This is a genomic window from Thermococcus marinus (assembly GCF_055389025.1).
On record NZ_AP042417.1, the window covers coordinates 1,618,020 to 1,642,693 of the forward strand.

Consider the following 24,674-nt stretch of genomic DNA (forward strand, 5'->3'; position numbering starts at 1 on the left):
AGTGAGAAACTCCTTAGAGGGCCGGCGCAATGAAGATGGCTTACTCATCACTTTTCCAGAGGTACGAGCGCCTCTATGAAAAGGCCATTGAAGAGGGTAACCCTGAAAAGGCACGTTTTTTTGCCCTCCAGTGCGCCGGCCTCCTGAGGAAGCTCGCTTCCGAGGAGTTACAGTTCTCGCACTACTACCTCAAGCTGGCCGAGGAGTGGGAAAGAAAAGCTGAGAACGTTGATACGGAGATTAAAAAGCGCTCCAACGGAATTGAAAGGCTTATAACGACATCAAACGTAACGTGGGAGGACGTTGGAGGGTTAGAAGAGGCAAAAAAGCTCCTCGCTCAAGCCGTTGGGATAGCAATGGCGAAGGTTCCGGGAAAGTTCAAGCCCTGGAAGGGGGTTCTCCTCTTCGGCCCTCCGGGGACGGGAAAAACGCTACTGGCGAAGGCCCTGGCCGGGAGCATGAAGGCCACGTTCATAGGAGTTAAGGTGAGCGACGTCCTCAGCAAGTACTTTGGAGAGTCCAGCAAGATAGCCTCGTCTATCTACTCCCTCGCGAGGCAGAAAGCCCCAAGCGTCGTTTTCATAGACGAGTTCGACGCCCTTGGTATGAGGCGCTCCGCAATGGAAGACGCAGGGAGAAGGCTTCTGGGAACTATTCTCGCGGAGATAGACGGGTTCCATGACTCGGACAGGGTAATCACCCTCGCATCGACCAACGCCCCCTGGGACCTGGACGAGGCCATGCTCTCCCGCTTTCCGCTGAGGATTTACGTCCCCCTCCCCGACGAGAAGGGGGCAAAGGAGATATTCGCAATACATCTAAGGGGGTTTCCCCTGCGGGTCACGCTGGAGTCGCTGGCCAGGATAGCCGTTAGGAAGCTCTACTCGGGTAGAGAAATAGCCAACGCCTGCACTTTTGCGGTCCTCCACATGCTGGAGGAGATGAACCCCGAGCTGAGCGACCCTCTAAAGGTGGGCTCGATAGCAGGAAAAGAGCTCACAGTAAGGCCTCTCGAAGCGGAAGACTTCCGCTATGCATTCAGAAGGGTGAAGAGCCCCATAAAGAAGGAGCTTCTGAGAAAATACGAGAAATGGGCAAAGGAGTACGGTGTTTAGCCAAAGAATGTGACCTCAACCTCTTCTCCGGCTCCCAATATCTCCACGTTCTCCGGGACTTCAATGAAGCCGTCTGCATCAACGAAGCTAGTGACTGCACCACTCCCCTTGAGTATTGGAATGGCTTTATCGCCCTCTATCCTGACCGGGAGAAACTGGCGCCTCCCCTTGACCGAGAAGACCTTGTGGGCGAGCCTCTTCCTGACCTTTCTGACTTCGCTTTCCCTTCCGATGAGCTTCCTGAGGAGCGGTGCGACGAGGAGGGTGAAGTTCGTGAGACAGCTCGTTGGGTAACCCGGGAGTCCAAACACCGGCTTTCCGTCTATGAGGCCGATTATCGTCGGCTTGCCCGGCTGAATCGCTATGCCGTGTATTTTCACCTCGCCGAGCTCCCCTATTATCGAACTGGTGAGGTCCCTTATCCCTCCGCTCGCGCCGCCGCTCAGAATCACGATGTCACAGCACTCCACTCCCTTCTCTATGAGCGCCTTCAGACTCTCCCGGTCGTCCCTGGCTATGCCCAGGAAGACGGCCTCACCACCGAGCTCCCTCACGGCATCGGTGATTGCCCGCCCGTTAATATCGTAAATCTTGCCGGGCCTGAGATCCTCTCCAGGGAGAATCAGCTCGTTGCCCGTACTTATCACGGCGACCTTTGGCTTCCTGAAGACAGGGACTTCGGTCAACCCGACGGCCGATAGGAGCGCGGTCTCCTTGAAGCCGAGCCTCGTCCCTCTCCTGAGCAGGGGCTGGCCCTTCTGTATGTCCGCACCGGCCTTCATAACTCCAAGACCGGGGTAGGCGGGCTTGTAGATGACCACCTCGTCCCCTTCCCTGTCCACGTCCTCGAACTGTATGACTGCATCTGCACCCTTCGGCAGGGGGGCCCCTGTGGAGATGTAAACGCTCTCCCCCGGCTTCAGTTCCAACTGAGGGACGTCTCCGGCGTTGATTTCACCGACGACCTTCAGCCTCACCGGCTCGCTCTCGCTCGCCATAAAGGTGTCCTCTGCCCTCACCGCGTAGCCGTCAACGGTTGCCCTGTCAAAGGGCGGGACGTCTATGGGCGACGTTATGTCCTCCGCCAGAACCCTGCCGAGGGCCCCGCCGAGGGGGACTCTCTCAACTTTTGGCTCCAAGGGGAATGAGTCTATGACCTCAAGGGCCTTTTCGAGGGGAACGACCTTCAGGAACGCCATCGTATCACCGGAAGAAAAGAAAAGTGCTGAAGTATAAATGAGTTGCGTAAACGGGGGCGTTTACTTTTTTCTTTTGAAAGCCCCGCCCCTTTAGGGCGGGGAGGAGGTCAGCACTCGTCCTCCTCTTCCCAGTCTTCTTCCCACTCCTCTTCCCAGTCCTCGTCCTCCCACTCTTCGAGCTCAAACTCCTCGTCGAGGAGCTCCTCTTCGACTTCAACCTTTTTCTTCTTGGGCGGCTCCATGTCCTCCTCACCCTGGCTTCGTTTTGACCTACTGAACTTTAGCCCACAGGGCTTAAAAAGGTTTAAACGCCCCGAGCTCGATTTCGAAAAAGGTTTATATCAGCCGTGAGAAGTGAGTACCATGAGAGTCGCGATTGTCACGGGCGACGCGAGAGTGTATTACACGGCCACAAAAGTCCTGAAGGAGTATGGAATCCCCTTCCTGAGCCTGAGGGTAGGTGAGAGGATTCCCTACGACGTTGAGGTAGTCCTCACGGGCGAGAAGGATAAGGTGGACTTTCCGGTCAAGGTCATCGTCCGAGATGAGAACTTTATAGACGAACTTCTCGCGAGACTGGAAGGGAGGGAGAGGTTTAAGAACGTCTTCATCGCAATAGACCCCGGAGAGAGACCCGGCTTAAGCGTCGTTGCAGACGGGAGGGTCATAGAAGTCCACCGCCTCGGAAGCCCGCGAGATGTTGAAATCGTTGTTGACCTGCTCGAAAAGTACCCCGGTGCGAGGATAAAGATAGGCCACGGCGCGAAGAGGCACAGGACAATGACCCTCAAGGCCCTCGGCAGAGCCCTCGGCTACGATTACCCCATAATCGTCGTGAACGAGTTCAGGACGACCCCCAAAGTCGGGGGAATAGAAAGCTCCTCTGTCGTGGACATCGTAGCCTCAATCAACATCGGCCTGAGGGAGGGGCGTGAGACAACGATAGGGGAACTCCTTGAGGTCAAAGAGCCGACCAAAAAGGAGATAGAGCACATAAAGAGGAGGAGCCGGGAGCTGAGCGGCAACATAACAATTCCCTCAAGCCTCGCGAGGGAGGTTGCCCTCGGGAATCTAACCCTTGAGGAGGCGATTGAACTTCACAGGAGGCGTTCAAGATGATATTCGGAAAGGAAGAGAGGGTTGATGAGATCAAGCTTAGGGTCGCGGAGGCCCTCAAGAGGGACGTCGGCAGGGGCATAGTCCGCTTTGACAGGAAGTACCAGAAACAGCTCGGAGTGGAGCCGGGCGACATCGTTGAGCTGATCGGAGAGAGGAACACCGCCGCCATAGTGGCCAACGCCCACCCTGACGACCGCGGACTGGACATCATCAGGATGGACGGCTACATCAGGAGGAACGCGGGGGTCAGCATAGGCGACTACGTGACCGTCAGGAGGGCGGAGGTCAAGGAGGCAAAGAAAGTAGTCCTTGCTCCAGCCCAGAAGGGCGTCTTCATTCAGATTCCAGGCGACCTTGTGAAGCAGAACCTGCTCGGCAGGCCCGTAGTTAAGGGAGACCTCGTAGTCGCCAGCAACAGGAGCGAGACCTACTACGGCGGCTCTCCGTTTGACGACCTTCTGAGGGGTCTCTTCGAGGCGATGCCCATCGGCTTCGGCGAGCTCAAGTTCGTCGTCGTGAACACGGTTCCCAAGGGAATCGTCCAGATAACCTACAACACAGAGGTCGAGGTGCTCCCGCAGGCGGTCGAAGTCCGCGAGGAGAGCATCCCCGAGGTGACCTACGAGGACATTGGCGGTCTTGACGAGGCCATCCAGAAGATACGCGAGATGGTTGAGCTCCCGCTCAAGCACCCAGAGCTCTTCGAGCGCCTGGGCATTGAACCGCCGAAGGGAGTGCTCCTCTACGGTCCGCCCGGAACCGGTAAGACTCTCTTAGCGAAGGCCGTCGCTAACGAGGCCAACGCCCACTTCATAGCCATCAACGGCCCCGAGATAATGAGCAAGTTCTACGGCGAGAGTGAAGAGAGGCTCAGAGAGATTTTCAAGGAGGCCGAGGAAAACGCCCCGAGCATCATCTTCATTGATGAGATTGACGCCATAGCGCCGAAGAGAGAAGAGGTCGTCGGCGAGGTCGAGAAGAGGGTTGTTTCACAGCTCCTCACGCTCATGGACGGCCTCAAGAGCAGGGGCAAAATCATAGTCATAGCCGCAACGAACAGGCCTGACGCCATTGACCCTGCCCTCAGGAGGCCCGGAAGGTTTGACAGGGAGATCGAAGTCGGCGTTCCCGACAAGCAGGGTAGAAAGGAGATACTCCAGATACACACCAGAGGAATGCCGCTCGAGCCGGACTACGACAAGGCAACCGTCCTGAAGGTTCTGAAGGAGATGAAGTCCAGGAAGTCCTTTAACGAGGAAAGGCTAGAGGCCCTGATTCAGAAGGTTGAGGGGGCCAAAGACGAGGCAGAAATCAAGGAAATCCTCAAGAGCGAAGGCGAGATATACGCGGAGGTCAGAAACAGGCTCATAGACAAGATGCTTGAGGAGATTGCCGAGAAGACGCACGGCTTCGTCGGTGCTGACTTAGCCGCCCTCGCGAGAGAGGCCGCTATGGTCGTCCTGAGGAGGCTCATCAATGAAGGCAAGATAAACCCCGAGCAGGATAAGATACCGCCCGAAGTCCTCCAGGAGCTCCGTGTCAGGAAGGAAGACTTTTATGAGGCCCTCAAGATGGTCGAGCCGAGCGCTCTCAGGGAGGTTCTCATAGAGGTTCCGAACGTCCGCTGGGACGACATAGGTGGATTAGAAGACGTTAAACAGGAGCTCCGCGAGGCAGTGGAATGGCCCCTCAAGTACCCGAAGGCGTTCGAGAGGCTCGGCATAACGCCCCCGAGGGGAATACTCCTCTACGGTCCGCCTGGAACCGGTAAGACCCTCCTTGCAAAGGCCGTTGCCAACGAGAGCGAGGCCAACTTCATCGGCATCCGCGGGCCGGAAGTGCTGAGCAAGTGGGTCGGTGAGAGCGAGAAGAGGATTAGGGAGATATTCAGGAAGGCTCGCCAGGCCGCTCCGACGGTCATATTCATCGACGAGATTGACGCCATAGCCCCGGCGAGGGGTGCCGAGGGGGACAGAGTAACCGACAGGCTCATCAACCAGCTCCTCACCGAGATGGACGGCATAGAGAGGAACAGCGGTGTCGTTGTCATAGCCGCCACCAACAGGCCGGACATCCTCGACCCAGCTCTGCTGAGGCCTGGAAGGTTCGACAGGCTCGTGCTCGTGCCAGCGCCCGACGAGAAGACCAGGCTTGAGATACTCAAGGTGCACACGAGACGCGTCCCGCTCGCGGAAGACGTCAGCCTCGCGGAGCTGGCAAAGAAGACCAAAGGCTACTCGGGAGCTGACCTCGAAGCCCTCGTCAGAGAAGCCGCGCTCATCACTATGCGCAGGGTCATGCGCGAACTGCCCACGGAGCTCGTTGAGAGCGAGAGCGAGGAGTTCCTTGAGAGGCTCAAGGTATCAAAGAGGGACTTCGAGGAGGCCCTGAAGAAAATCAAGCCCAGCATAACGCCGTACATGATCGAGTACTACAAGAACTTCGAGGAGGGCAGAAAGAGGAGACATGAAAAGGAGCGCGGTGGCGTGGACTACTACACGTTCTGACCGCTTTGACGCCTTTACAATTTTCTTTAAATCTCTTTTCTAGGAATTACGTTTCCCTCTGCTCCCTGTACCACTCGACCGTCTTCTTGAGACCCTCTTCGAGTGAAAACTCCGGCTCAAAGCCCAGCTTCTTTATCTCAGTTATGTCCGCCTGGCTGTGCCTTATGTCTCCAGGCCTCGGCTTGTCGAAGACTATCGAGCTCGTTGTTCCGGTTATTTCAATGATTTTCATTGCGAGCTCAAGAATGGTTGTCTGCCTTCCGGTCGCGACGTTGAAGACCCGCCCGTTGGCTTTCCTGCTCTCGGCGACGAGGAGGTTCGCCCTGACGACGTCCTTCACGTAGATGAAATCGCGCGTCTGCTTGCCGTCGCCGTAAATAACAAGCGGTTCTCCAGCTAAGGCCCTGTTGATGAATATGCTTATCACGCCTGCGTACTGGTTGGCGCTCTGTCTCGGGCCGAAGACGTTAAAGTAGCGCAGGGAAACGACTGGCAGGCCGTAGAGCTCGTGGTAGACGCGGAGGTACTCTTCAGCGGTTGCCTTCGTGACTCCGTAAGGGGATAGGGGCTTTGGCCGTTCAGTTTCCTTCAGCGGAAGGTTGGGGTTGTCGCCGTAGACCGCGGCGGAAGACGCGAAAATTAGCTTTCCATTGCCTTCAAGGAGAGCCCTGATGATGTTTAGTGTCCCGAGGACGTTTACCTCCTCCGTAAAAACGGGGTCGCGTATGCTCTCGACGACGCTTACCTGCGCCGCCTCGTGGAAAACGTAGTCAGCGTGGCTTATCAGCTCGGCTATCGCGTCATAATCTCTTATGTCCGCCTTGACGAGCTTTGCCCCCGGAGGGACGTTCTCCTCCTTTCCCGTGTACAGGTTGTCAATGACGATGACGTCGTTGTCCTTGACAAGCTCCCAGGCTATGTGCGAGCCAATGAAGCCCGCTCCCCCGGTGACAACGATTAACTTGTTCCTCATGCTCAACCCCTGGGATGTAGGGGAGAGACCTTAAGTTTCTTTCTCTCGTTAAATCATCCTGAGCTTCACGGCCTTCATAATGTCCTCCTTTGAGGGTGGGTTTCCAGAGACGTTCGAGTAGATGCTCACAAGGTCGTTTATAATCATGGAGAGTTTTTCAATGATGTCCTTGCTCTTGTTCCAAGGGGTGGCATAGCGGAACTCTATGATGTCGGCTAGGTCGTCAATGGTGAACTCGTAGATGACTCTCTCACTGGGACACTCAACAAGCAACAGCTTCCCGTCCTTAAGGACTGCCCTAAAGCCGGTCTTCTGGCTCTCCACCATATGGCATCACGTTACTTACTTGGTCATCGAAGTACTTTAAGGTTGTGCTCCCGGACTATGAAAATTTTGGGTGCATCGTGTTTGGATTAACAAATTTTTGTCCATTCCGAAACCATTATAAGTCACTTATTGACTTAAACCTGGGTAAGGAGCCATGCCGAGCTACATAGTCGTTGGCGGTCAGTGGGGAGACGAGGGCAAGGGGTCAATAATAGCGTACCTTGCCCTGAAGGATAAGCCTGAAGTAATAGCGCGCGGTGGAGTGGGAACGAACGCTGGTCACAGCGTCTTTATCAACGGCAGGAAGTACGCCGTCAGACAGCTCCCGACGGGCTTCATGCAGACCAAGGCCAGGCTTCTCGTCGGAGCGGGAGTTCTCGTTGACCCGGAGGTCTTTTTCCACGAGCTTGAGCACCTGAAGGACTTCAACGTTGCAGAGAGGGTCGGGATTGACTACCGCTGCGCTATAATTGAGGAGAAGCACAAACAGCTAGACCGCTCCAACAGCCACCTGCACGAAAAGATAGGGACAACTGGAAGCGGCTGCGGGCCCGCTAATGCAGACAGGGTCATGAGGAAGGCCAAGCTCGCGAGGGACATCAAGGAGCTTGAGCCCTATCTGACGGACGTCGCCCAGGAGGTAAACGACGCCCTCGACGAAGGGAAGCTCGTCCTCGTTGAGGGGACCCAGGGCTTTGGACTGAGCCTCTACTACGGGACTTACCCGTACGTGACCTCAAAGGACACAACAGCTTCTGCCATTGCGAGCGACGTTGGAATAGGGCCTACGAGGGTTGACGACGTCATAGTCGTCTTCAAGAGCTTCCCGACGCGCGTCGGAGAGGGGCCGTTCCCGACCGAGATGAGTCAGAAAGAGGCTGAGAAAATGGGTCTCGTTGAGTACGGCACAGTTACAGGCAGGAGGAGAAGGGTCGGCTGGTTCGACTTCGAGTTCGCGCGCTATTCGGCGAGGATAAACGGCGCGACGATGCTAGCCGTGACGATGCTCGACAAATACGACAAAGAGGCCTTCGGTGTCACCGACTACGACAAACTGCCGAAGAGGGCCAAGGAGTTCATAGAGGAGATAGAAGAAAGGGTCGGCGTCCCGGTCGGGCTGATAAAGACCGGGCCCGAGCTGGAGCACATCATTGACAGGCGGGACGTCATTTGACGGCGTACTTGCTCTCGACCTGAGCCAGCCTGAACTTGGACGAGATGCCGCTTCCCCTGACGAGGTCGTGGTCCACCAGCTCCCCTGTGAGGGTGTTGTACTTTCCGAAGTATATCCCCTTTTTTCCAACACCTTTTACCCCTGCATAGCCCTCCTCGATGTTGTGGACTATCCATTCAACCTCTATGGTGTCCCCGTACTTTTCCCTCACGAACTGGGTGAACGCTTTGGTGATGGCGCTCTCAATGTACTGGTGCTCAAATTCGAGAATTTCACCCGTTGTCCTGTGGACTTTGAGCCTTCCGAAGGCCTTTGAGCCCGTAAACTCGACTTCCCAGTGGTCAGAAAGTCTGAGGCACTCAATGGAGGGGTTCGGCTCGACCTCCAGGATTTTTGCGAGCACGATTTCCTCGACGCGCTTCTTCTTGAGGAACCTGTCTGTCTCTCTAACCTCGCCCGAGAGGGATACGAAGACCTTAACGATGTCCCGCTCACCCTCCAGGGTTATTATAAACCCGTTTTCAGATTCTTCGGTGAATATCGCCCTGTAGTCCCCATACTTCCTGACCGCAAGCTCGGCGGCCAGATTAGCTCCAACCTCCAGCGAGGACTCAAGGACTTTTCCGGTCTCGCCGTCGTACTCAAGGCGGGCCCTGATGCCGCTCCCCTCGAACTCAGCTCTGACAAGGGCGTGGCCGGCAACCTTGCACGACTTCAGCTCAATGTCCCTGACGACCTCAAGGGCCCAGCCCGCGATGCTCTTCAGGACTTCCTTCGGGGAGCCGAGGTCGCGGGTGCTGATAATTTCCCCCGTCCGCTGGTCAAGGTGGACTGCAAGAACCTTCCCACCGCTCAAAATGTCAACAACGACCGCACCGGAGTGCCTCTCAACTCCTATTACCTGACCGTCGCCGTACCTGGACAGGACTGCGTTCAGTATGGCATCCTCGGTCAGAGCCGACTGGAACCTCCTAACGTCCCCGCTGTAGGAATTGACCTCGATTTCAAAGAGGTATCTGCTCGTTCTGCCCCTTATCAGGCTGAAGCGCCTTTTGGTGACGATTTCAACGGTTACCGGCTCTTCGCCAAGTTCTGCCCTCACATGGTTCTTTGCCAGTTCAACGAGCTCCTCCCCGCTTAGGGGCTCGGCTTTGGCGCTCACGCGGCCTATGGCAAAATCGAAGAGAACTTCCACGGGCTTTGAACCTGCTGAGAACGTCACCTGGGCTTTTTTGGGCACGTATGCTTTTCTTGGGCTGGTGGCCCGCAGGTCAAGCCACCCACGCCTCGCGGCCTCCTCAACCACGGGTTTTACGGGGTCAACGTCGTTCTCCACTTCTATTTCAGTTGCCAGAACCGTCGCAACGTCCTCCAGGAGGGCCTTCATTGCCTTGCCCTTCAGCTCTCCTTCAACGTTTAGAACGAGGTTCTCACCATCGTAGAAAGCCTTACCACTGCCGTTTTCTCGCACCCAGGGAACGACGTAGACGGGTTTAAGCGTCAGCGTTAGGCCCTCAAGTTTGAGAGCCTCGGGCCGGATACCAAACCGGTAGGAGACTACCTTCTTTGCCTCCTCGATGAGCTTCTGTGGCGATACCGATTCAAGGAGCGGCCCATCAAGAACGAACTCTTTCAGCTCCTCCGGCTTCTCGCCCTCTGGAAGGAGCTTCTCAAGAAGCGTCTTTGGAGGTGCTATGGAGTAGCGGTTAAAGGTCTCGGAGAGCCACTCGGGGCCAAAAACGGCAATCCCTTCAAGCTCGTAGTCAAGGTCATCTAGTGCTATGAGAACTGCCCTGCCGTACTTCGACAGCACGCTTTCAAGCCAGTCCTTTTTGGGTTTTCCCCTTAAAAGGGCAACCGCAAGGGTCTCTCGCCCGTAGAACGGGTCGTTGCGCTCCCCTATCACCACGGCGAGCCTGGCCTTCCCCCTCTTTTTATACTCCCTCCCTGTCTCCGAGAAACCTGCCCTCCCAATGAGCTCGGCAAGTCCCTCCACAACGAGGTCCTCGGGGGCCAGAAGTACCATAGACGGTTCCCACGCCATAGTAAATCCCCATATAATTAAACGGGGTAAAAGGATAAATATTTTTTGGGTTTCTCGGCGTTTACAATTAATCACAATCGACCCACTAGCTCCGGGAGGCCCCCTCAACCAGCCACTGGATTATCGTCCTGTGGAACTCGTCAGCCCACTCTGGGTCTTCGAATATCTCGTGGTAGGCCCCCTCAAACTCTTTAAGCGTCTTATCCTCTATTTTGAGCTCTTCAAAGAGTTTTCTTGCCCCCTCCGGGGGCGTTATGACGTCGCCAGTGCCAACGAGGAGCAGGACAGGGGCTTTTATTCTATCTGCTTCCATGTGTGCCAGCTCCATGTTCACGAAGATGCTCCTTCCGAGCTTGGCCGAAATCCTGTCGTGGACAAGGGGGTCTTCAATGTAACGTTTAACCGCCTCGGGATTCCTGGAAAGCAGGTTTGGATTAATGCCGTTGGAGAGCACTATTCCTGGGGCTATTTTTCCAAGGAACTTTGCGAGGGCCACCATGAAGCCAGACGTTTCCGGGCTCTTGGCGAGGGCGGGCGAGGAGGCCACGAGGCCGCGTATCTTGTCGGGCCTCGTCTCGGCGTAGCGTATTACGGTTAGGCCGCCGAGGCTGTGCCCGAAGAGGAAGGGCTTCTCGCCTATTTCTGCAATTATAGAATCAATTATCTCCATGGCCTCTTCAACGCTCGTATGTCCCCTCTTGCCGGGGCTCTTTCCGTGGCCGGGCCAGTCAAAGGCATAGACAGCGAAGCCGGCATCGTTGAGCTCTTTAATCAGCCTTCCATACCTCCCGCTGTGCTCTCCGAGGCCGTGGACAAGAACCACCCAGCCCCGCTCGGGGGTTCCGAACTTGGCTTTATATATTTCAGCCATAGTCATCGCCAGTCGGGAAATTTAGAAAAGGAAGATTTAAGGTTTTCAGTGCGAACCCCGAAGTGCGGATTAATATGAAAATCGGTTCTCCTTTATCCTCTCGTTGGCAAAGCGGACGATTTTCTGGACGTCCTCACCAATTGTGTCCGGCTCTGGCTTCATCAGGACGTAGAATACGTTGGTCTTCGGCGTGAGCGAAACGTGCTTGACGTTGTGGGGGTTGGAGAGGCTTTCAACGAGCTCCTTAAGGTTTTCGATGTCCCGCTTTTTCTCGTATAAGGCCTCGTATTGTTTCCCGGCAATCTCAATCGTCTCCTTCTGGAGGAAGTCTTCGTTCTCGATGTCCGGCTTCAGCCTGTAGTAGCCCTTCTGGATGAGGTGCGCCTCGCGCTTTATCTGGGCAAAGGGCCTGACCACAATGTAGAGCTTGTCGTGTCTGCTGGTTAGCAGGGAAATCGGGAAGTAAAGGATGCTGTGCCTCGGCAAGAGTGTTAAAGTATACTCGAACTTCCTGGTGTTGTTGCGGTTGACTTTGTATTCAGCGCGGAAGCCGATGTATCCGCCGAGCCACGTATAGTCCTCGCTCTCGGGCTTTACGACCTCCTTTATCGCCCTTATGTAGTGCTCCATCAAAAGCAGGTTGAGCTTCCTTCCGCGGTAGTACTGGATAACTGAGATTCCAGCTAAGACAAATATTGCCGCAAACAGCGCCTGGTTGTCCATCTTAATCCTCCTCCAGCGGGTAATACCTTTCAAGGGTTCTTGAATCCAGTATCTCAAGACGGGCGATATCATCGAGGATAGCAACGATGTCCTTAACGATTCTCCGCTTCACAGGCCAGCTGAGGGCGTTCTGGAACGGGTGTCGTAGCCCCTCTGAAAGGCGCAGGTAAATCCTTACACCGTCCTCGTCAGCAATGACTTTCTCAACAAGTCCAAGGCTTACTATGTCCATCTCCGTTATCGGTTCTTTAACCTGTCTAAGCCTCTGGTATACCTCCTTCTCAACGTCCAACTATTATTCCCCCAAGCTCCTTAAGCCTCTCGACCCCTCTTGGTTCCTCCGGAAAGACGGGTATCTTCACAATCTCCAGCCCTTTGAACCGCCTCTCAACTTCCATGAGCACCTTCCGCTGGGCCTCAAGCCTTGCTTTCAATTCAGGAACATCATTCCTCAGTTCGAGGACTTTGTTCATAACTATCATGTTGAAGGGAATCTTGAACTTCCTAAGGCTTTCGTATGCCCTCTCGGTCTCATAGAGAGGTAGCATCTCCGGGTTCATCACCGCCACGACGCTCGTTTTCTCTGGGTCTGTGAGCACGCTCTCGACGAATGCAACTTCCTCTCTGTAGGTCTTTAGCTCCTTCATAACCGCGTCCTCTTCTTCCCTTGTCGGGAGCTTGAACTTCTTGCCCTCCACAACAAACTCCTGCTCGCCGTGGATGTTGGCTATCGCAGCGCGCTTGTCAAGAATGGCTCTCCTTATTTCAATGAGCTTGTCCGTCCAGATGAGGGAGATTTTGGGGAGGGCGAGGACACGGAGTGTCAGGCCCGTGGGTGGGGTATCAAAGACTATGACGTCCCACTCGTCGCCCCTGGTCAGGATTTCCCTTATCGCTTCGAGAGTGGCGTACTCCTCTATTCCGGGCGAGAAGCTCAGCACCTCAAAGTATTTCTCTAGGTTTATGACAGTGAGGTAGCGGTAGGTGTGCTTCATGCTCTCCTCAAGGTGCTTTAGATAGGCCTTTATCAGTTTCTCCATGTCGAGCTCTGCCGCGTAGAGGTTTTCGGTTATCTTCTTCGGTTTATCAGAGAGCTTCTCCATCAGTACGTCCCCAAGGTTGTGCGCCGGGTCAAGAGATACTATCAGCGTTTTGTATCCCCCCTCAGCGAGGGCGATTGCCGCCGCCGCTGAGCTGGTTGTCTTGCCGACTCCACCTTTTCCTATGAAAAAGACGACGCGGTAGCCTTTTTTGGGGACGAAGAACTCCCTCATGTGCTCACCTCACGTTATTTCAAACATGCCGGCCAGTTCGCCGAGGATGTCGTCCATATCAACGACCCTGCGCTGCATAACGTAAAGCTCACGCGTCATATGGGGAAGGAGCCGTATCACAAGGGTAGTGGGTGGGCTGGGGATTCCCACGAACTCGCCCATAAGGATGAGCGCGAAGACGTTCTCAAGCTCTCTCAGCTCGAACTCAAGATATTCGGTTGAGCTGTGTTTAAACGCGCCGAAAAACCCCCTTAAAAAAGCTTTGAGGTTTTCTACCGGGCTTTTTTCTCTATCCTTCATTCTCACCACCTAATGAAAATGGGAGAAATAAAGAAGGAATCAGGCCGCAGCTGCAGCATACTCTTCCTCTGGCTTCTTCCAGGCGAGGTAGAAGTCCCACGCCAGCAGGAAGTTCAGGATCAGGCCGACGAGGAGCGAGCCCTTCACTGCTATGAGGGTGCTTCCGCTGAGCGGCACGGTGACTATGTACCATACAAGAGCCGCGGTCACTGTTATCCAAAGGAACAGCGCGGGTATTAGTACGGCCCAGCTCCACTTTCCGGCCTTCTGAACTTTGGCGGCCCAGAGTGCGGCGGTCATCATTGCTATGCTCGCAAGGAGCTGGTTCATTCCTGCGAACGCTGGCCAGATGACCTTGTAACCGGCACCCCATGCAAGGTAAGTTCCGAGAACGGCTATGATTATTGACGCCACCCACTTGTTGGTTATGGTCTTCCATATGCCCTGGCTGGTGTCTGCAACCATTCCAAAGAGCTCCTGCCAGGCGAACCTTCCAAGCCTGGTGGCGGTGTCAAGCGAGGTCAGTGTGAAGGCCGAGACCCACAGTGTAGCGAAGGTCTTTCCGAAGGTCTCGCTGACGCCGTAGAACTCGCTGACACCCTTAGCGTAGCCTCCGATGAAGGTTCCGAGACCGCCCTTGTTGATGTACTCTGTTGCCCACTGTCCGGGGTCAAGACCGGTGAGCTGGACACCGTAGACGGCTATGGCGGTTATGACTATTGTTGAAAGGAAGCCCTCTGTGAACATGCCGCCGTATCCTACGAGTAGACCGTGTATCTCCTTGTCAAGCTGCTTTGAAGACGTTCCTGAACCCACAAGGGAGTGGAAACCGCTGAGGGCACCACACGCTATTATCAGCGGCACAGTCGGCCAGAACGGCGATGGAACTGCTTCTGTGCCCTTGACCACATAGGCGCTCCAGGAAGTGAACGCTGGGGCAGTGAAGTCCTTGGCGAGAAGCACGAAGGCGATTCCTCCAAAGATGAGCCCGAACCAGAGTATGTACGCGTTGAGGTAGTCCCTTGGCTGGAGGAGCACCCAGACTGGCAAGGAAGCTGCTACAATGATGTACACGAGCAGGATTATGTTCCAGTAGTGGTATGCAGTTTTGTAGGGGGCAGTATCCACCGTGGTCTGGCCCTCCACGAAGACCAACGGGTGGTTGAGGCCAATCCAGACCGCTAGGGCGAGGAGGAATATGCCTATTATTGTTCCCAGCTTGAAGTCAATCTTGACCTTGTAGAGCAGCCAGCCGAGGAGCACTGCAACCACTAAGAACAGGAGCGTCGCGGTGGCGGCTTCTGGGGTCGTAGTGAGAAGCTTCGCCGTCACCGCAACGAACGCCGCAACGACGAGCAACAGAGTGAACCAGATGTAGACCTCAAAGGCGATTCCAGTTCTCCTGCTCATAAGCTTTCCTGCAATCCACTGGACTGACTTACCATCGTAGCGGACAGATGACATCAATGCCAGGTAGTCGTGAACCGCACCGATGAAGACGTTTCCGAACCAGACCCAGATGAGTCCCGGAAGCCATCCCCATGCCATTGCCACCGCTGGACCAACTATAGGCCCAGCACCGGCTATCGAAGCGAAGTGGTGTCCGTACAGAACAAGTGGGTGTGCTGGGACGTAGTCAACGCCATCGTAGAGCCTGTGTGCGGGGGTCGGCCTGTTAGGGTCGGCTTTAACAACTTTGTTCTGGAGGGCCTTACCGTAGGTAAAGTACATGGCCAGATATATGGCCGCAGCCAGTAGGATTATAACAGCGGAGTTCATTTCTGCGCCTCCATCAAAGTTTTGCACTATGATGTACAAATTATGTACTTAAATGCCTTTCGGCAAAAACCTGAGAATACTTCGGCTTTTCACTAAAAAACAGAGGAAAAAGAGATTTTAGATAAATAAAAAGTTAACACGGTTCTTCGTCAGCCCAGTTCTATCAGTGGGTCGCCGGTGTTTACGGCGTCGCCTTCTTTTACGTAGATTTTCTTTACGACGCCGTCTTTTGGTGCTGGGATTTCGTTCTCCATTTTCATGGCTTCGAGCACGAGGAGTCCCTGACCGGTCTTGACTTCCTGCCCCTCACTCACGAGTATCCTAACAACCTTGCCAGGCATCGGGGCCGTAACAGTATTCGGCGAAGCCTGCGCAGGGGCCGGCGAAGGGGCGCTTGGAACTGGTGTTGGGGCAGGCGCTGGAGCAGGCGCAGGAACAGGAGCCGGAGCACTTGGAGCGGACGGAACTGGAGCAGTAGCCCCAGCGCCCGCTATCTGGGGCAGATACCTGAGGGCGCTGAGGTCAACCCCCTCGACCCCAACCTCGAACTCCACGCCGTCAACGTACACCCTGAACTTCTGCGCGGTCTTCGGGATTTCAGGTTTTCTGATTCCCTCGGCCCTTACCCTGAAGAACTCAAGGGCAACCTGCGGGAAGAGGCAGTAGGTGAGAACGTCCTCCTCCTTCTGGAGGTAGCCGAGCTCCTCAAGCTCCTTCCTGCACTTCTCCAGCTGGGGTTCGAGCAGCTCTCCAGGCCTTACCGTTATCGGCTCCTCGTCACCGAGGACGAGCTTCTTGAGCTCCGGGTTTATCTCCGCCGGCGGCCTGCCGTAGAAGCCCTTGATGTAGTTCTTGACCTCGTTGGTTATCCTCTCGTACCTCCCGAAGAGGACGTTGAGGACGGCCTGCGTCCCTACTATCTGGCTCGTAGGCGTCACCAGAGGGGGCCAGCCGAGGTCTTCTCTGACGCGCGGAATTTCGTTCAGCACTTCATCGAGCTTGTCGAGAGCGTTCATCTCCTTGAGCTGGGCTATGAGGTTGGAGTACATCCCGCCGGGAACCTGGTACTTCAGGACGTAGGGGTTGACCATGAGTGCCTCCTTGTGGAGCAGACCCCAGTACTTCTCCTCAAGCAGTTTCTTCAGGTAGCGGGAGACCTCGTGGATTAGCTCCCTGTCGAGGTGGCTCCCGACGGCCTTCGGAAGGGCGTGCCATATCGTCTGTATTCCCGGCTGGGCCGTTCCAAAGGCGAGGGGGCTTATTGCTGTATCTATGTAGTCTGCACCAGCCTCAACGGCCTTGAGATAGGTTGCCACAGCCATTCCCGTGGTTGAGTGGGTGTGAACGTTCACGGGCACTCCGTATGTTTCTTTTATCTCCCTGACCAGCTCGTAGGCCTTTTTAGGCGTCAGCAGGCCGGCCATGTCCTTGATGGTTATGACGTCAACGTCGAGCTGGAGGAGCTCTTCGACCTTCTTCATATAGTACTCCAGTGTAAAGATTTTGCCGGTGGTGTAAGCTATAACTCCCTGCACCTCTGCGCCGACGTCCTTGGCCTTCCTTATCGCCACCTCCATGTTCCTGACGTCGTTGAGCGCATCGAAGATGCGGAAGATGTCAATTCCGTTCTTGTGCGCCAGCTCGACGAACTTCTCGACGACATCGTCAGGATAATGGCGGTAGCCGACGACGTTCTGCCCCCTGAGGAGCATCTGGAGCTTGGTCTTCCTTATATGCTCTCTGAGGAGTCTGAGCCTCTCCCAGGGGTCTTCTTTCAGATAGCGGATGCAGACATCGAAAGTTGCCCCTCCCCAGACCTCCATCGAGTAAAATCCTATCTTATCCATCTTCTCGGCTATGGGAAGCATGTCCTCCGTCCTGAGGCGCGTCGCTATGAGGGACTGGTGGGCATCCCTAAACGTGGTGTCTATTATCTCCACCATTGCCATCACCCGCATTTCTGCCAGTCACTCCGTATATGCCACCTAACCAGAGAACCACTTTAAAAATGTTCCGACATGGGGTGAGACATGTTACGGCAAGTGTCGAAAGAAGGGAAGTAGTAAAAACGGACAAAACGGGCTCAGATGAGCCCCTCGGCCTTGGCGGCCTCCTCCGGGTCCTCGTTGCGGTGGACAACCCTGATAAGGGCCTTAATGAACGGCTCGGGGTTCTCACGCTGGAAGATGTTCCTCCCAACGACTGCCCCGGCACCACCGGCCTCTATGACCTCCCAGACGAGCTTGAGGAAGTCAACGGGGTTGTCGGTCTTAGCACCGCCGCTGAGCAGGACTGGGACTCCTGCGGCGGCATCGACCACCTTAGCAAAGGTCTCCCTTGAGCCCGTCCAGTAGGTCTTTATCATGTCGGCGCCGCTCTCGGCCGCGGCCCTCGCCCCATACATGACGACGCGGTAGTCCTCCTTTTTACCATAGCGCTCGTTGATGTACGGCCCGCGCGGGTAGGCGAACTGAACGACCGGGAAGCCGAGGTCGTGGGCGTAGCTCGCTATCTCGGCGAACTGGCGCATCATAACGTCCTCAGCCGGGCTGCCCCAGTAGACGGTTGCAGCTATTGCATCGGCGCCGAGCTTCACTGCATCTTCAACGAAGCCCAGCTGGCTCTGGAGGAGCTGGTCTCCCTTCGGGCGGAGGTTGGTCTTGCTGGTAAGCTTTACCATGAGGCCGACGTTGGGCTTTACTTCGTCACCGGCTATCCTAGCGAGGCCCGGGAGCATCATAACGCCGTCGATTCCGGCCCTAACGACCTTCCTTATGATGACCTTCGGGTTAACATGCTCCCAGTGCTCCTCGAAGTCGGTAGGCCCGTGCTCGAAGCCGTGGTCCATCGCGAATATGAGGGCCCTTCCGTCCCTCCTGAAGAAGCGCCTCATCCTCCTCTTTATGCCCACGTTCTGGTACGCATCCATACTAATCACCGGGAGTGATATATCTTTTGAGAATTTAAGGTTTTCCTTGACGGAAAGGTGTTTAAGCCCGAGGTCGAGCTGTGAACGGTGGTGAGATGGAGAAAATGAGGCGGATTATCGGGGTCAAGGTTATCCAGCTCGACGAGGTAGGTTCAACAAACGAATACGCCAAGACTATTGCCCATGAGGTTCCAGAGGGAACTGTGGTCATTGCCAAGCGGCAGACTGCCGGAAGGGGCAGGAAGGGGCGTTCGTGGGCTTCTCCCGAGGGAGGCATCTGGATGAGCGTGATTTTAAAGCCCCCGCGGGTTGACCCGAGGCTGGCCTTCGTCGGGGCGCTGGCGGTGGTGGACACGCTCGCGGACTTCGGGATTTCTGCGGGAATAAAGTGGCCCAACGACGTGTGGGTCGGCGGAAGGAAGGTATCCGGCATACTGGCAGAGGGAAAAGCTGGAGAATACAGCATACTGGGGATAGGCCTCAACGTGAACAACCCCATTCCGGAGGAGCTGAAGGACAATGCAACTTCGATGATGGAGCTCATAGGCTCGAAGCTTCCCCTTGAAAAAGTCCTGAAGAGGCTTCTCCTGCACCTGGACGGCTGGTACCGGGTCTTCCTTGAGAGGCCCGACCTGCTGATGGCAAAAGTCCGCGAGAGGACGTTCATACTGGGGAAGCCCGTTACAGTGATAGAAGGGGAGGAAAGAATCTCAGGTATAGCACTGGACGTGCTGGACGACGGCTCGTTGCTTATGGACATTGGTGGGCAGTTAAGGAGAATCACGTATGGAGATGTCTCGTTAAGGCTTTTCTAAGTTTTTGTCATTTTGTCAAGCTTCTTGGGATAAGATTAATATGCCACCCATCGAGTAAATAATCTTGCTGGCAATTAGTCAGCTAAATGGGGGTGAGACAGTGGGGAAGGGACTGCTGAAAAGGTATTTAGAGTATCCAATACTGTGGAAAATACTCTATGGTTTGATTTTGGGTGCCGTCTTTGGACTTATAGCGGGGCACTACGGCTATGCAGAGGCAGTGAAGACGTATATAAAGCCCTTCGGTGACCTCTTTGTGCGCCTGTTGAAGATGCTTGTCATGCCGATTATCCTGGCATCTCTTGTCGTCGGTGCGGCCAGCATAAGCCCCGCCCGTCTCGGCCGCGTTGGCCTCAAGATAGTCGTCTATTATCTTGTCACCTCTGCGATGGCGGTTTTCTTTGGTCTCATCGTTGGCAGAATCTTCAACGTCGGCGCGAACATTGACCTCGGCTCAGGCACCGGCAAGGCAATTGAGGCCCAGCCGCCTTCCCTGGTGGACACGCTCCTCAATATAGTGCCGACAAACCCCTTCGCGTCGCTGACCAACGGGGCAGTGCTCCAGGTGATATTCTTCGCCATAGTCCTTGGAATAGCGATAACCTACCTCATGAACAGGGAGGAGGAGCGCGTTAAGAGGTCAGCGGAGACCCTCCTGAGAGCCTTTGACGGTCTGGCCGAGGCAATGTACCTCATAGTTGGTGGTGTCATGCAGTACGCCCCGATAGGTGTCTTTGCCCTCATAGCCTACGTTATGGCCTCTCAGGGAGTCAAAGTCGTTGGCCCGCTCGTCAAGGTCGTCGCGGCAGTTTACCTTGGCTTAATCCTTCAGATAGGCATAACCTACTTTATCCTGCTCAAGGTCTTTGGAATTGACCCGGTCAGGTTCCTTAGGAAAGCCAAAGACGCCATGCTGACTGCCTTCGTCACGAGGAGCTCAAGCGGCACACTTCCAGTCACGATGCGCGTGGCAGATGAAGAGATGGGCATTGACAAAGGTATCTATTCCTTCACCCTTCCGCTCGGCGCGACGATAAACATGGACGGAACGGCGCTCTACCAGGGTGTAACAGTGCTCTTCGTCGCCAATGCCATCGGCCAGCCCCTCACACTTAGCCAGCAACTGATAGTCGTCCTTACTGCAGTCCTCGCTTCGATTGGGACCGCCGGCGTCCCGGGAGCTGGAGCGATAATGCTTGCGATGGTTCTCCAGAGCGTCGGCCTCGACCTCAGCGCGGGCAGTCCAGTGGCCCTTGCATACGCCATGATACTCGGAATTGACGCCCTCCTTGACATGGGCAGGACGATGGTCAACGTCACCGGAGACCTGGCCGGGACGACGATCGTGGCTAAGACCGAGGGAGAGCTCGACGAGAGCAAGTGGCGTGACTGACCGCTTTCTTTTCTCCGCTTTTCTTGGGCAAACTTAATATACCCTCTCCCGTTTCTATGAGGCAGGACAGCTGGAGGTAAAGATACATGAGGAAGTTTGGATTTTTGGTTGTTGCTATTCTCCTCGCTGGAATTGTTGCCGGAGGAGTTTCGGCGTCCAGCGAATACAAAGAGGTGCAGGAAAATGAGTACTGGGTCTCTTGGGACGGAAGCGCCAACGTGTCGCTGAAGACCACATTGTACGGCCCCGAAGAAGCACTGAACGGAACTAAGGAGAGCATACTTGAGGTGGGAGTTGAAAACGCGACGAGAATGTTCCTCTCCCAGAAACAGCAGGCCCTTTCACGGCTTGGGCTTACCCTTGAAAACGCTACAGTGGAAATTTCGGGACACGATACAACCGGCCCCATCACGGTCGCGATAAGCGGCGTAATCCCCGGCCTCGCGCGCTACTACTCCTACGACGACGCCTGGGAGGTTTCTCTGGACGTTCTCCGCGTGCTTGACCTTTCACAGTTTGACCCGACTACAATCAACGGCTCAATGCACCTTGAAAACTACTTTACAGTCCACCTTCCAGAAGGGGCCGAGGTCAAAAACGTCACCAAGGGCTTCAAGGTTGAGTCCGGCGGAAGCTACATACAGCTTGATGTTGAGGTAGATGGGACTACAATCACCGCGCACTCGGTCATATATTTCAAAGACGGTGTTACAACGGACGACCTGACCGTGCTGTACTCAAAGCTCGGCCCGGTTACCATTAAATACGGTGGAAAGGCGGGAGTTGAGGAATACTCCACCTGGGTGATGCGGATATACAACAACATAACCGTTGATGAGGACAGAACGATTCTCGAAAGCGTTGAAGAGTACGTCGAGCCCGAATCATACGTTAACTACCTTAAAGCCCAGTTTGCGTATCTCGGACTCCAGCAGGCGGAGCAGAGTCTCTACCAGAGCTACGCTCGGACGTTCCAGAGCAGGGGCGTAAACGTCCTGTCTGGCAACGTCTCGATACAGAACGTCGAGTCCACCGGTCCCCTCGTCGTGAGATACCGCTGGAACCTTCAGGGGTTCGTCAGCAAGGTCAATGACACATACATCTATGAGTACGACCCGAGGCTCGAATTCGGGAACATAAGCTTCTCTCACAGGCTCAACGCGGCCCTTAACGAGACCAAAGTCACAAGGATTAAGCTCCCTGAGGGCTACGAGTTCACAAAGCTCCCAGGCAACATAGAGGCCAAGACGGACGCAGGAAGCGTTGTAATGAAGGTCACCAAGCTCAGCGAGAACGAAGTCCTGATAGAGAGCAATGTATACCTCCGCTACGGCGTTCCGGCAGATGACTACCGGGCCCTCATGGCGCAGGTTCCCGAAAAAGTCGAGTTTGGCTATGTCGTCAAGGCTGAAGAGGCCAGCGGTGTCTGCGGGCCCGCCTTCGTGGTGGGCCTTGCAGTGCTCCCGCTTCTCCTGAGGCGGAGGCGCTGACCCTCTTTTCTTTCCCCTTACGAACCTCACGAAAAAGCTTAAAAACGGATTCTCAAAGCATCAACAGGCATTGCGAGGGGAGGTGTGACCATGTCAAGGAACAAGCCACTCGCCAAGAAGCTCAGGCTTGCAAAGGCTAACAAGCAGAACAGGCGCGTTCCTGTTTGGGTTATCGTCAAGACGAACAGGAAGGTTCTCACTCACCCGAAGAGGAGGCACTGGAGGAGAACCAAGCTCAAGGAGTGAGGTGGTCTAAATGATCAAGCCCGGTGAGGAAGTCGTGTTCGTAGTCCCGATCAAGAAGATAAAGAAGCGCGTTCCGCGCTGGAAGAGGGCCCCGAGGGCCGCCAGGTTCGTCCGCGAGTGGATAGCCAGGCACGCCAAGGCCGACGAGGTAGTCATCGGCACCGACGTCAACGAGAAGCTCTGGGAGCGTGGAATAGAAAAGCCACCCAGCAAGCTCCGCGTCAAGGTCGTCGTCGAAGAGGAAGAAGGCAAGAGGATTGCCAAGGTCTCCCTCGCCTGATTTTAACCACTTTTTAGAGGTGACGAGATGCACATCGAGAGGCTCGATTTTGAGAACTCCCCGTATCTTGGTGTTTACGGCTTCGCTACCGACAGGGTAGCCGTCATCAGGGAGGGCCTTGGCGAGAAGAAGCTTGAAGTCCTCAGAGAGGTTTTGAAGGTTCCGCTCATCGAGACGAGCATAATGAAGTCCCGCATAGTCGGTGTGTTTGTTGCAGGGAACTCAAACGCTCTCATAGTCCCGTGGTACATCTGGGACGCCGAGCTCGACTTCATGAACGCCCAGCTCAGAGAATACGGGATTGACATGGAGGTCGTCCCCTTCCAGAGCAGGCTTACCGCCCTTGGGAACCTGATCCTGGCAAACGACAGGGGCGCCCTCGTCAGCAAGGAGTTCACGAGGGAAGAAGCCAAGAAAATCGAGGACATACTCGGCGTTCCAGTCGAGAGGGGAGTTATAGCCGACTACATATCCGTTGGAAGCGTCGGCGTTGTCACGAACAAAGGTGGTCTCGTGCATCCCGAGGCGACCGACGAGGAGCTTGAGTGGCTGAGCGACCTCTTCAAGGTTGACGTCTACGTCGGAACCGCCAACATGGGCGTCCCCTTCGTCGGCTCGTGTATGATAGCCAACTCGCACGGCGTCGTCGTCGGACACCTCACGACCGGTCCTGAGATTGTGAAGATTGAGGAGGCGCTCGGCTTCCTCGGATAAAGCTTAAAAGTTCACCTTCAAAGGCCCGCTGAAGGAGGGATGAAAATGGAGGTCAAGGTCTACCGCGTTAAGGGAGTCTTTGAGAGGGGTAAGCTCAAACAGCCGTTCACCAAGGAGTACCGCGCTCTCAAGCCCGAGCACGTCGAAGAGCTCGTTTACTCCGACATAGGCAGCAAGCACCGCGTCCCGAGGAGCAAGATATGGATTGAGAGCATCGAGGAGATAAAGCCCGAAGAGGCCGAAGACCCTGTCGTCAGAAGGCTCAGCCTTGAGCTCTGATTTCTCTTTTCCATCCCAAAACCCTTGACTGGTAGTGTCTCTTTGGGAATATCTCCAGCGGGTCAATCCCCTTCTCGCGGAGCAGGTGCCTCAGTTCCACCTCGTAGTCCGCTTTTTGCAGCTCCTCGCTCTCTCGGATATCCACAACGAAAAGCCTTTCGGTAAGCTCGCGTATCGTCTTGTAACCAAGGCCGAGCAGAGGCCTGATGTAAGCTACATTGAACCTGTCCTCCAGCGAGCGGGCCTTCGGGAGGTCGAGGAGCGGAACCCTGTCGTCCCTCCGCGTCCCGTCGCTCACTCTCTCCACTTCCGGGAGGGAAGCTAGGGCTTCGAGGGCCCTCTCGTGGATGAACTGTATCGCGTTGTTGGGGTGGCCGTCGTTTACCGCCATCTCGGCAGCTTTCTCAAGGACTTCTAACGGGAGACTGAGAACCCTGTGCCTAAAACCGAGCCTCTCGGCGGTCTCCTGCGCGTACTTCCAGTTGTCGAGCAGGCCAAAGGTAACGGTCACCAGCTCGACTTCGTAGCCCATCTGGCTTAGTATCCAAGCGGCCAGGCTGGAGTCCTTTCCTCCTGAGTACAGGTGGTGCACCCTCATAGCCATCACCAGCTTTCGTCAGTTAAGCTCTTTATCCTGCTGGGGAAATATCTTTAAAAGGCCAACCTTTTTAAGGCCCTTTCGGGCGAGATGTTAAGAGAGGTGAGAGAGATGGAGAAACGCTTACCCGGCAAGGTGAGAAGGGCTCTGCGTGCGAGATACTACGATATCGAGCCGCGAGCGTGGATTGGGAAGAAGGGCCTGGCTGAGAGTGTAATCGAGGAAATAAACACCCAGCTTGAGAAGGACGGCGTGCTGAAGGTTGAGATAAGGAAGGGCGCGCTCATCTCGACTGGACTGGACAGGAAAACCCTAGCAGAGAAAGTCGCGGAGCTGACGGACAGCGAGCTGATAGACGTCAGGGGCAAAAGGTTTATATTGTTCAAACCGAGGGAAGGCTGGGAAAGGTATTTAAGGCGCCTTGAAAGAAAGGCGTCGGCTGAGAGGCGGGAGGAACCCGCCCGTAAAGTCAGGCTCGACATCGCTAACTTCAGGAAGAAGTTTAGAAAGGGGAGGGATTGAAAA

26 protein-coding genes are annotated in these 24,674 nt (G+C 55.3%); 12 read left to right on the forward strand and 14 right to left on the reverse strand.

Annotated elements, in window-relative coordinates; genetic code table 11:
- Window positions 1-29: 29 nt before the first annotated feature.
- On the forward strand, window positions 30-1,115 hold the full coding sequence (locus ACZ5ER_RS08950; RefSeq protein WP_050003595.1) for an ATP-binding protein: 1,086 nt from the start codon (window positions 30-32) through the stop codon (window positions 1,113-1,115).
- Here ACZ5ER_RS08950 and ACZ5ER_RS08955 read toward each other — a convergent pair.
- Together ACZ5ER_RS08955 and ACZ5ER_RS08960 are read right to left on the reverse strand one after the other, a co-directional pair.
- Window positions 1,112-2,314 (reverse strand): molybdenum cofactor synthesis domain-containing protein, encoded by a 1,203-nt coding sequence (locus ACZ5ER_RS08955; RefSeq protein ID WP_464934257.1) that lies wholly within the window; start codon window positions 2,312-2,314, stop codon window positions 1,112-1,114. The genes ACZ5ER_RS08950 and ACZ5ER_RS08955 overlap by 4 nt on opposite strands.
- A gap of 107 nt (window positions 2,315-2,421) precedes the next feature.
- On the reverse strand, window positions 2,422-2,556 hold the full coding sequence (locus tag ACZ5ER_RS08960) for a hypothetical protein (RefSeq protein ID WP_265100825.1): 135 nt from the start codon (window positions 2,554-2,556) through the stop codon (window positions 2,422-2,424).
- Window positions 2,557-2,677: 121 nt separating this feature from the next.
- Here ACZ5ER_RS08960 and ACZ5ER_RS08965 point away from each other — a divergent pair, with 121 nt between their 5' ends.
- Together ACZ5ER_RS08965 and ACZ5ER_RS08970 are read left to right on the forward strand one after the other, a co-directional pair.
- Window positions 2,678-3,433, forward strand: coding sequence for a hypothetical protein (locus tag ACZ5ER_RS08965; RefSeq protein WP_050003597.1), 756 nt, complete (start codon window positions 2,678-2,680; stop codon window positions 3,431-3,433).
- A complete protein-coding gene (locus ACZ5ER_RS08970; RefSeq protein WP_050003598.1) occupies window positions 3,430-5,940 on the forward strand; it encodes a CDC48 family AAA ATPase in 2,511 nt (836 codons plus the stop codon). The genes ACZ5ER_RS08965 and ACZ5ER_RS08970 overlap by 4 nt, the downstream gene beginning before the upstream one ends.
- Window positions 5,941-5,986: 46 nt before the next feature.
- Here ACZ5ER_RS08970 and ACZ5ER_RS08975 read toward each other — a convergent pair whose 3' ends face one another.
- On the reverse strand, window positions 5,987-6,913 hold the full coding sequence (locus ACZ5ER_RS08975; RefSeq protein WP_050003599.1) for an SDR family oxidoreductase: 927 nt from the start codon (window positions 6,911-6,913) through the stop codon (window positions 5,987-5,989).
- 48 nt (window positions 6,914-6,961) lie between these two features.
- Window positions 6,962-7,240: a hypothetical protein gene (locus ACZ5ER_RS08980; protein WP_050003600.1), complete on the reverse strand. Its 279-nt coding sequence runs from the start codon at window positions 7,238-7,240 to the stop codon at window positions 6,962-6,964.
- Between the two features lie 154 nt (window positions 7,241-7,394).
- Between ACZ5ER_RS08980 and ACZ5ER_RS08985 the strand changes: the two genes are divergently transcribed.
- The gene (locus ACZ5ER_RS08985) at window positions 7,395-8,414 is read left to right on the forward strand and encodes an adenylosuccinate synthetase (RefSeq protein ID WP_050003601.1); all 1,020 of its coding nucleotides are present in this window, start codon (window positions 7,395-7,397) and stop codon (window positions 8,412-8,414) included.
- On the opposite strand, the gene ACZ5ER_RS08990 is transcribed toward ACZ5ER_RS08985, so the two are convergent.
- The 9 genes from ACZ5ER_RS08990 to fba form a co-directional block, all read right to left on the reverse strand.
- Window positions 8,407-10,458, reverse strand: a complete 2,052-nt coding sequence (locus tag ACZ5ER_RS08990) for an ABC transporter permease/ATP-binding protein (protein WP_050003602.1) — start codon at window positions 10,456-10,458, stop codon at window positions 8,407-8,409. The genes ACZ5ER_RS08985 and ACZ5ER_RS08990 overlap by 8 nt on opposite strands.
- A gap of 85 nt (window positions 10,459-10,543) precedes the next feature.
- Window positions 10,544-11,329, reverse strand: coding sequence for an alpha/beta hydrolase (locus ACZ5ER_RS08995; protein WP_464935176.1), 786 nt, complete (start codon window positions 11,327-11,329; stop codon window positions 10,544-10,546).
- Between the two features lie 69 nt (window positions 11,330-11,398).
- A complete protein-coding gene (locus ACZ5ER_RS09000) occupies window positions 11,399-12,052 on the reverse strand; it encodes a hypothetical protein (protein ID WP_050003604.1) in 654 nt (217 codons plus the stop codon).
- 1 nt (window position 12,053) lies between these two features.
- Window positions 12,054-12,344, reverse strand: a complete 291-nt coding sequence (locus tag ACZ5ER_RS09005; RefSeq protein ID WP_050003605.1) for an iron-sulfur cluster assembly protein — start codon at window positions 12,342-12,344, stop codon at window positions 12,054-12,056.
- Window positions 12,334-13,326 (reverse strand): ArsA family ATPase, encoded by a 993-nt coding sequence (locus ACZ5ER_RS09010; RefSeq protein ID WP_464934258.1) that lies wholly within the window; start codon window positions 13,324-13,326, stop codon window positions 12,334-12,336. The genes ACZ5ER_RS09005 and ACZ5ER_RS09010 overlap by 11 nt, the downstream gene beginning before the upstream one ends.
- 9 nt (window positions 13,327-13,335) lie before the next feature.
- The gene (locus ACZ5ER_RS09015; protein WP_050003607.1) at window positions 13,336-13,626 is read right to left on the reverse strand and encodes a DUF7990 family protein; all 291 of its coding nucleotides are present in this window, start codon (window positions 13,624-13,626) and stop codon (window positions 13,336-13,338) included.
- Between the two features lie 39 nt (window positions 13,627-13,665).
- Window positions 13,666-15,405, reverse strand: coding sequence for a carbon starvation CstA family protein (locus tag ACZ5ER_RS09020; protein WP_050003608.1), 1,740 nt, complete (start codon window positions 15,403-15,405; stop codon window positions 13,666-13,668).
- A 149-nt stretch (window positions 15,406-15,554) separates the two neighbouring features.
- A complete protein-coding gene (gene oadA, locus ACZ5ER_RS09025) occupies window positions 15,555-17,354 on the reverse strand; it encodes a sodium-extruding oxaloacetate decarboxylase subunit alpha (RefSeq protein WP_464934259.1) in 1,800 nt (599 codons plus the stop codon).
- 134 nt (window positions 17,355-17,488) lie between these two features.
- Window positions 17,489-18,334: a class I fructose-bisphosphate aldolase gene (gene fba, locus ACZ5ER_RS09030; protein ID WP_050003610.1), complete on the reverse strand. Its 846-nt coding sequence runs from the start codon at window positions 18,332-18,334 to the stop codon at window positions 17,489-17,491.
- 95 nt (window positions 18,335-18,429) lie between these two features.
- Between fba and ACZ5ER_RS09035 the strand changes: the two genes are divergently transcribed.
- From ACZ5ER_RS09035 to rpl18a, 7 genes are all read left to right on the forward strand, one after another.
- On the forward strand, window positions 18,430-19,149 hold the full coding sequence (locus tag ACZ5ER_RS09035) for a biotin--[acetyl-CoA-carboxylase] ligase (RefSeq protein ID WP_464934260.1): 720 nt from the start codon (window positions 18,430-18,432) through the stop codon (window positions 19,147-19,149).
- Between the two features lie 100 nt (window positions 19,150-19,249).
- Entirely contained in the window at window positions 19,250-20,542 is a 1,293-nt protein-coding gene (locus ACZ5ER_RS09040) for a dicarboxylate/amino acid:cation symporter (RefSeq protein WP_464934261.1), read from the forward strand.
- An 86-nt stretch (window positions 20,543-20,628) separates the two neighbouring features.
- Entirely contained in the window at window positions 20,629-22,032 is a 1,404-nt protein-coding gene (locus tag ACZ5ER_RS09045; RefSeq protein WP_050003612.1) for a CGP-CTERM sorting domain-containing protein, read from the forward strand.
- Window positions 22,033-22,122: 90 nt separating this feature from the next.
- Window positions 22,123-22,278 carry a 50S ribosomal protein L39e gene (locus ACZ5ER_RS09050; protein WP_042690350.1) on the forward strand — a complete coding sequence of 52 codons (156 nt, stop codon included), beginning with the start codon at window positions 22,123-22,125 and terminating at the stop codon, window positions 22,276-22,278.
- A gap of 10 nt (window positions 22,279-22,288) precedes the next feature.
- Window positions 22,289-22,558 (forward strand): 50S ribosomal protein L31e, encoded by a 270-nt coding sequence (locus ACZ5ER_RS09055; protein ID WP_050003613.1) that lies wholly within the window; start codon window positions 22,289-22,291, stop codon window positions 22,556-22,558.
- A gap of 27 nt (window positions 22,559-22,585) precedes the next feature.
- Window positions 22,586-23,272: a translation initiation factor IF-6 gene (locus ACZ5ER_RS09060; RefSeq protein WP_050003614.1), complete on the forward strand. Its 687-nt coding sequence runs from the start codon at window positions 22,586-22,588 to the stop codon at window positions 23,270-23,272.
- A gap of 45 nt (window positions 23,273-23,317) precedes the next feature.
- Entirely contained in the window at window positions 23,318-23,551 is a 234-nt protein-coding gene (rpl18a, locus tag ACZ5ER_RS09065; RefSeq protein WP_062370322.1) for a 50S ribosomal protein L18Ae, read from the forward strand.
- On the opposite strand, the gene ACZ5ER_RS09070 is transcribed toward rpl18a, so the two are convergent.
- The gene (locus tag ACZ5ER_RS09070) at window positions 23,535-24,149 is read right to left on the reverse strand and encodes a DUF7411 family protein (RefSeq protein ID WP_050003616.1); all 615 of its coding nucleotides are present in this window, start codon (window positions 24,147-24,149) and stop codon (window positions 23,535-23,537) included. The genes rpl18a and ACZ5ER_RS09070 overlap by 17 nt on opposite strands.
- Window positions 24,150-24,260: 111 nt before the next feature.
- Between ACZ5ER_RS09070 and ACZ5ER_RS09075 the strand changes: the two genes are divergently transcribed.
- A complete protein-coding gene (locus tag ACZ5ER_RS09075; protein ID WP_050003617.1) occupies window positions 24,261-24,671 on the forward strand; it encodes a YhbY family RNA-binding protein in 411 nt (136 codons plus the stop codon).
- Window positions 24,672-24,674: the final 3 nt, after the last annotated feature.

Coding starts and splice junctions, on each gene's coding strand:
- ACZ5ER_RS08950 (WP_050003595.1), top strand. CDS start 30: ATGAAGATGGCTTACTCATCACTTTTCCAGAGGTACGAGCGCCTCTAT.
- ACZ5ER_RS08970 (WP_050003598.1), top strand. CDS start 3,430: ATGATATTCGGAAAGGAAGAGAGGGTTGATGAGATCAAGCTTAGGGTC.
- ACZ5ER_RS08955 (WP_464934257.1), bottom strand. CDS start 2,314: ATGGCGTTCCTGAAGGTCGTTCCCCTCGAAAAGGCCCTTGAGGTCATA.
- ACZ5ER_RS09010 (WP_464934258.1), bottom strand. CDS start 13,326: ATGAGGGAGTTCTTCGTCCCCAAAAAAGGCTACCGCGTCGTCTTTTTC.
- ACZ5ER_RS08995 (WP_464935176.1), bottom strand. CDS start 11,329: ATGGCTGAAATATATAAAGCCAAGTTCGGAACCCCCGAGCGGGGCTGG.
- rpl18a (WP_062370322.1), top strand. CDS start 23,318: ATGGAGGTCAAGGTCTACCGCGTTAAGGGAGTCTTTGAGAGGGGTAAG.
- ACZ5ER_RS09050 (WP_042690350.1), top strand. CDS start 22,123: ATGTCAAGGAACAAGCCACTCGCCAAGAAGCTCAGGCTTGCAAAGGCT.
- ACZ5ER_RS09045 (WP_050003612.1), top strand. CDS start 20,629: ATGAGGAAGTTTGGATTTTTGGTTGTTGCTATTCTCCTCGCTGGAATT.
- ACZ5ER_RS09015 (WP_050003607.1), bottom strand. CDS start 13,626: ATGAAGGATAGAGAAAAAAGCCCGGTAGAAAACCTCAAAGCTTTTTTA.
- ACZ5ER_RS08985 (WP_050003601.1), top strand. CDS start 7,395: ATGCCGAGCTACATAGTCGTTGGCGGTCAGTGGGGAGACGAGGGCAAG.
- ACZ5ER_RS09070 (WP_050003616.1), bottom strand. CDS start 24,149: ATGAGGGTGCACCACCTGTACTCAGGAGGAAAGGACTCCAGCCTGGCC.
- ACZ5ER_RS08980 (WP_050003600.1), bottom strand. CDS start 7,240: ATGGTGGAGAGCCAGAAGACCGGCTTTAGGGCAGTCCTTAAGGACGGG.
- ACZ5ER_RS09000 (WP_050003604.1), bottom strand. CDS start 12,052: ATGGACAACCAGGCGCTGTTTGCGGCAATATTTGTCTTAGCTGGAATC.
- ACZ5ER_RS09075 (WP_050003617.1), top strand. CDS start 24,261: ATGGAGAAACGCTTACCCGGCAAGGTGAGAAGGGCTCTGCGTGCGAGA.
- ACZ5ER_RS08965 (WP_050003597.1), top strand. CDS start 2,678: ATGAGAGTCGCGATTGTCACGGGCGACGCGAGAGTGTATTACACGGCC.
- ACZ5ER_RS09055 (WP_050003613.1), top strand. CDS start 22,289: ATGATCAAGCCCGGTGAGGAAGTCGTGTTCGTAGTCCCGATCAAGAAG.
- ACZ5ER_RS08960 (WP_265100825.1), bottom strand. CDS start 2,556: ATGGAGCCGCCCAAGAAGAAAAAGGTTGAAGTCGAAGAGGAGCTCCTC.
- ACZ5ER_RS09020 (WP_050003608.1), bottom strand. CDS start 15,405: ATGAACTCCGCTGTTATAATCCTACTGGCTGCGGCCATATATCTGGCC.
- ACZ5ER_RS09035 (WP_464934260.1), top strand. CDS start 18,430: ATGGAGAAAATGAGGCGGATTATCGGGGTCAAGGTTATCCAGCTCGAC.
- fba (WP_050003610.1), bottom strand. CDS start 18,334: ATGGATGCGTACCAGAACGTGGGCATAAAGAGGAGGATGAGGCGCTTC.
- ACZ5ER_RS09060 (WP_050003614.1), top strand. CDS start 22,586: ATGCACATCGAGAGGCTCGATTTTGAGAACTCCCCGTATCTTGGTGTT.
- ACZ5ER_RS08990 (WP_050003602.1), bottom strand. CDS start 10,458: ATGGCGTGGGAACCGTCTATGGTACTTCTGGCCCCCGAGGACCTCGTT.
- oadA (WP_464934259.1), bottom strand. CDS start 17,354: ATGGCAATGGTGGAGATAATAGACACCACGTTTAGGGATGCCCACCAG.
- ACZ5ER_RS08975 (WP_050003599.1), bottom strand. CDS start 6,913: ATGAGGAACAAGTTAATCGTTGTCACCGGGGGAGCGGGCTTCATTGGC.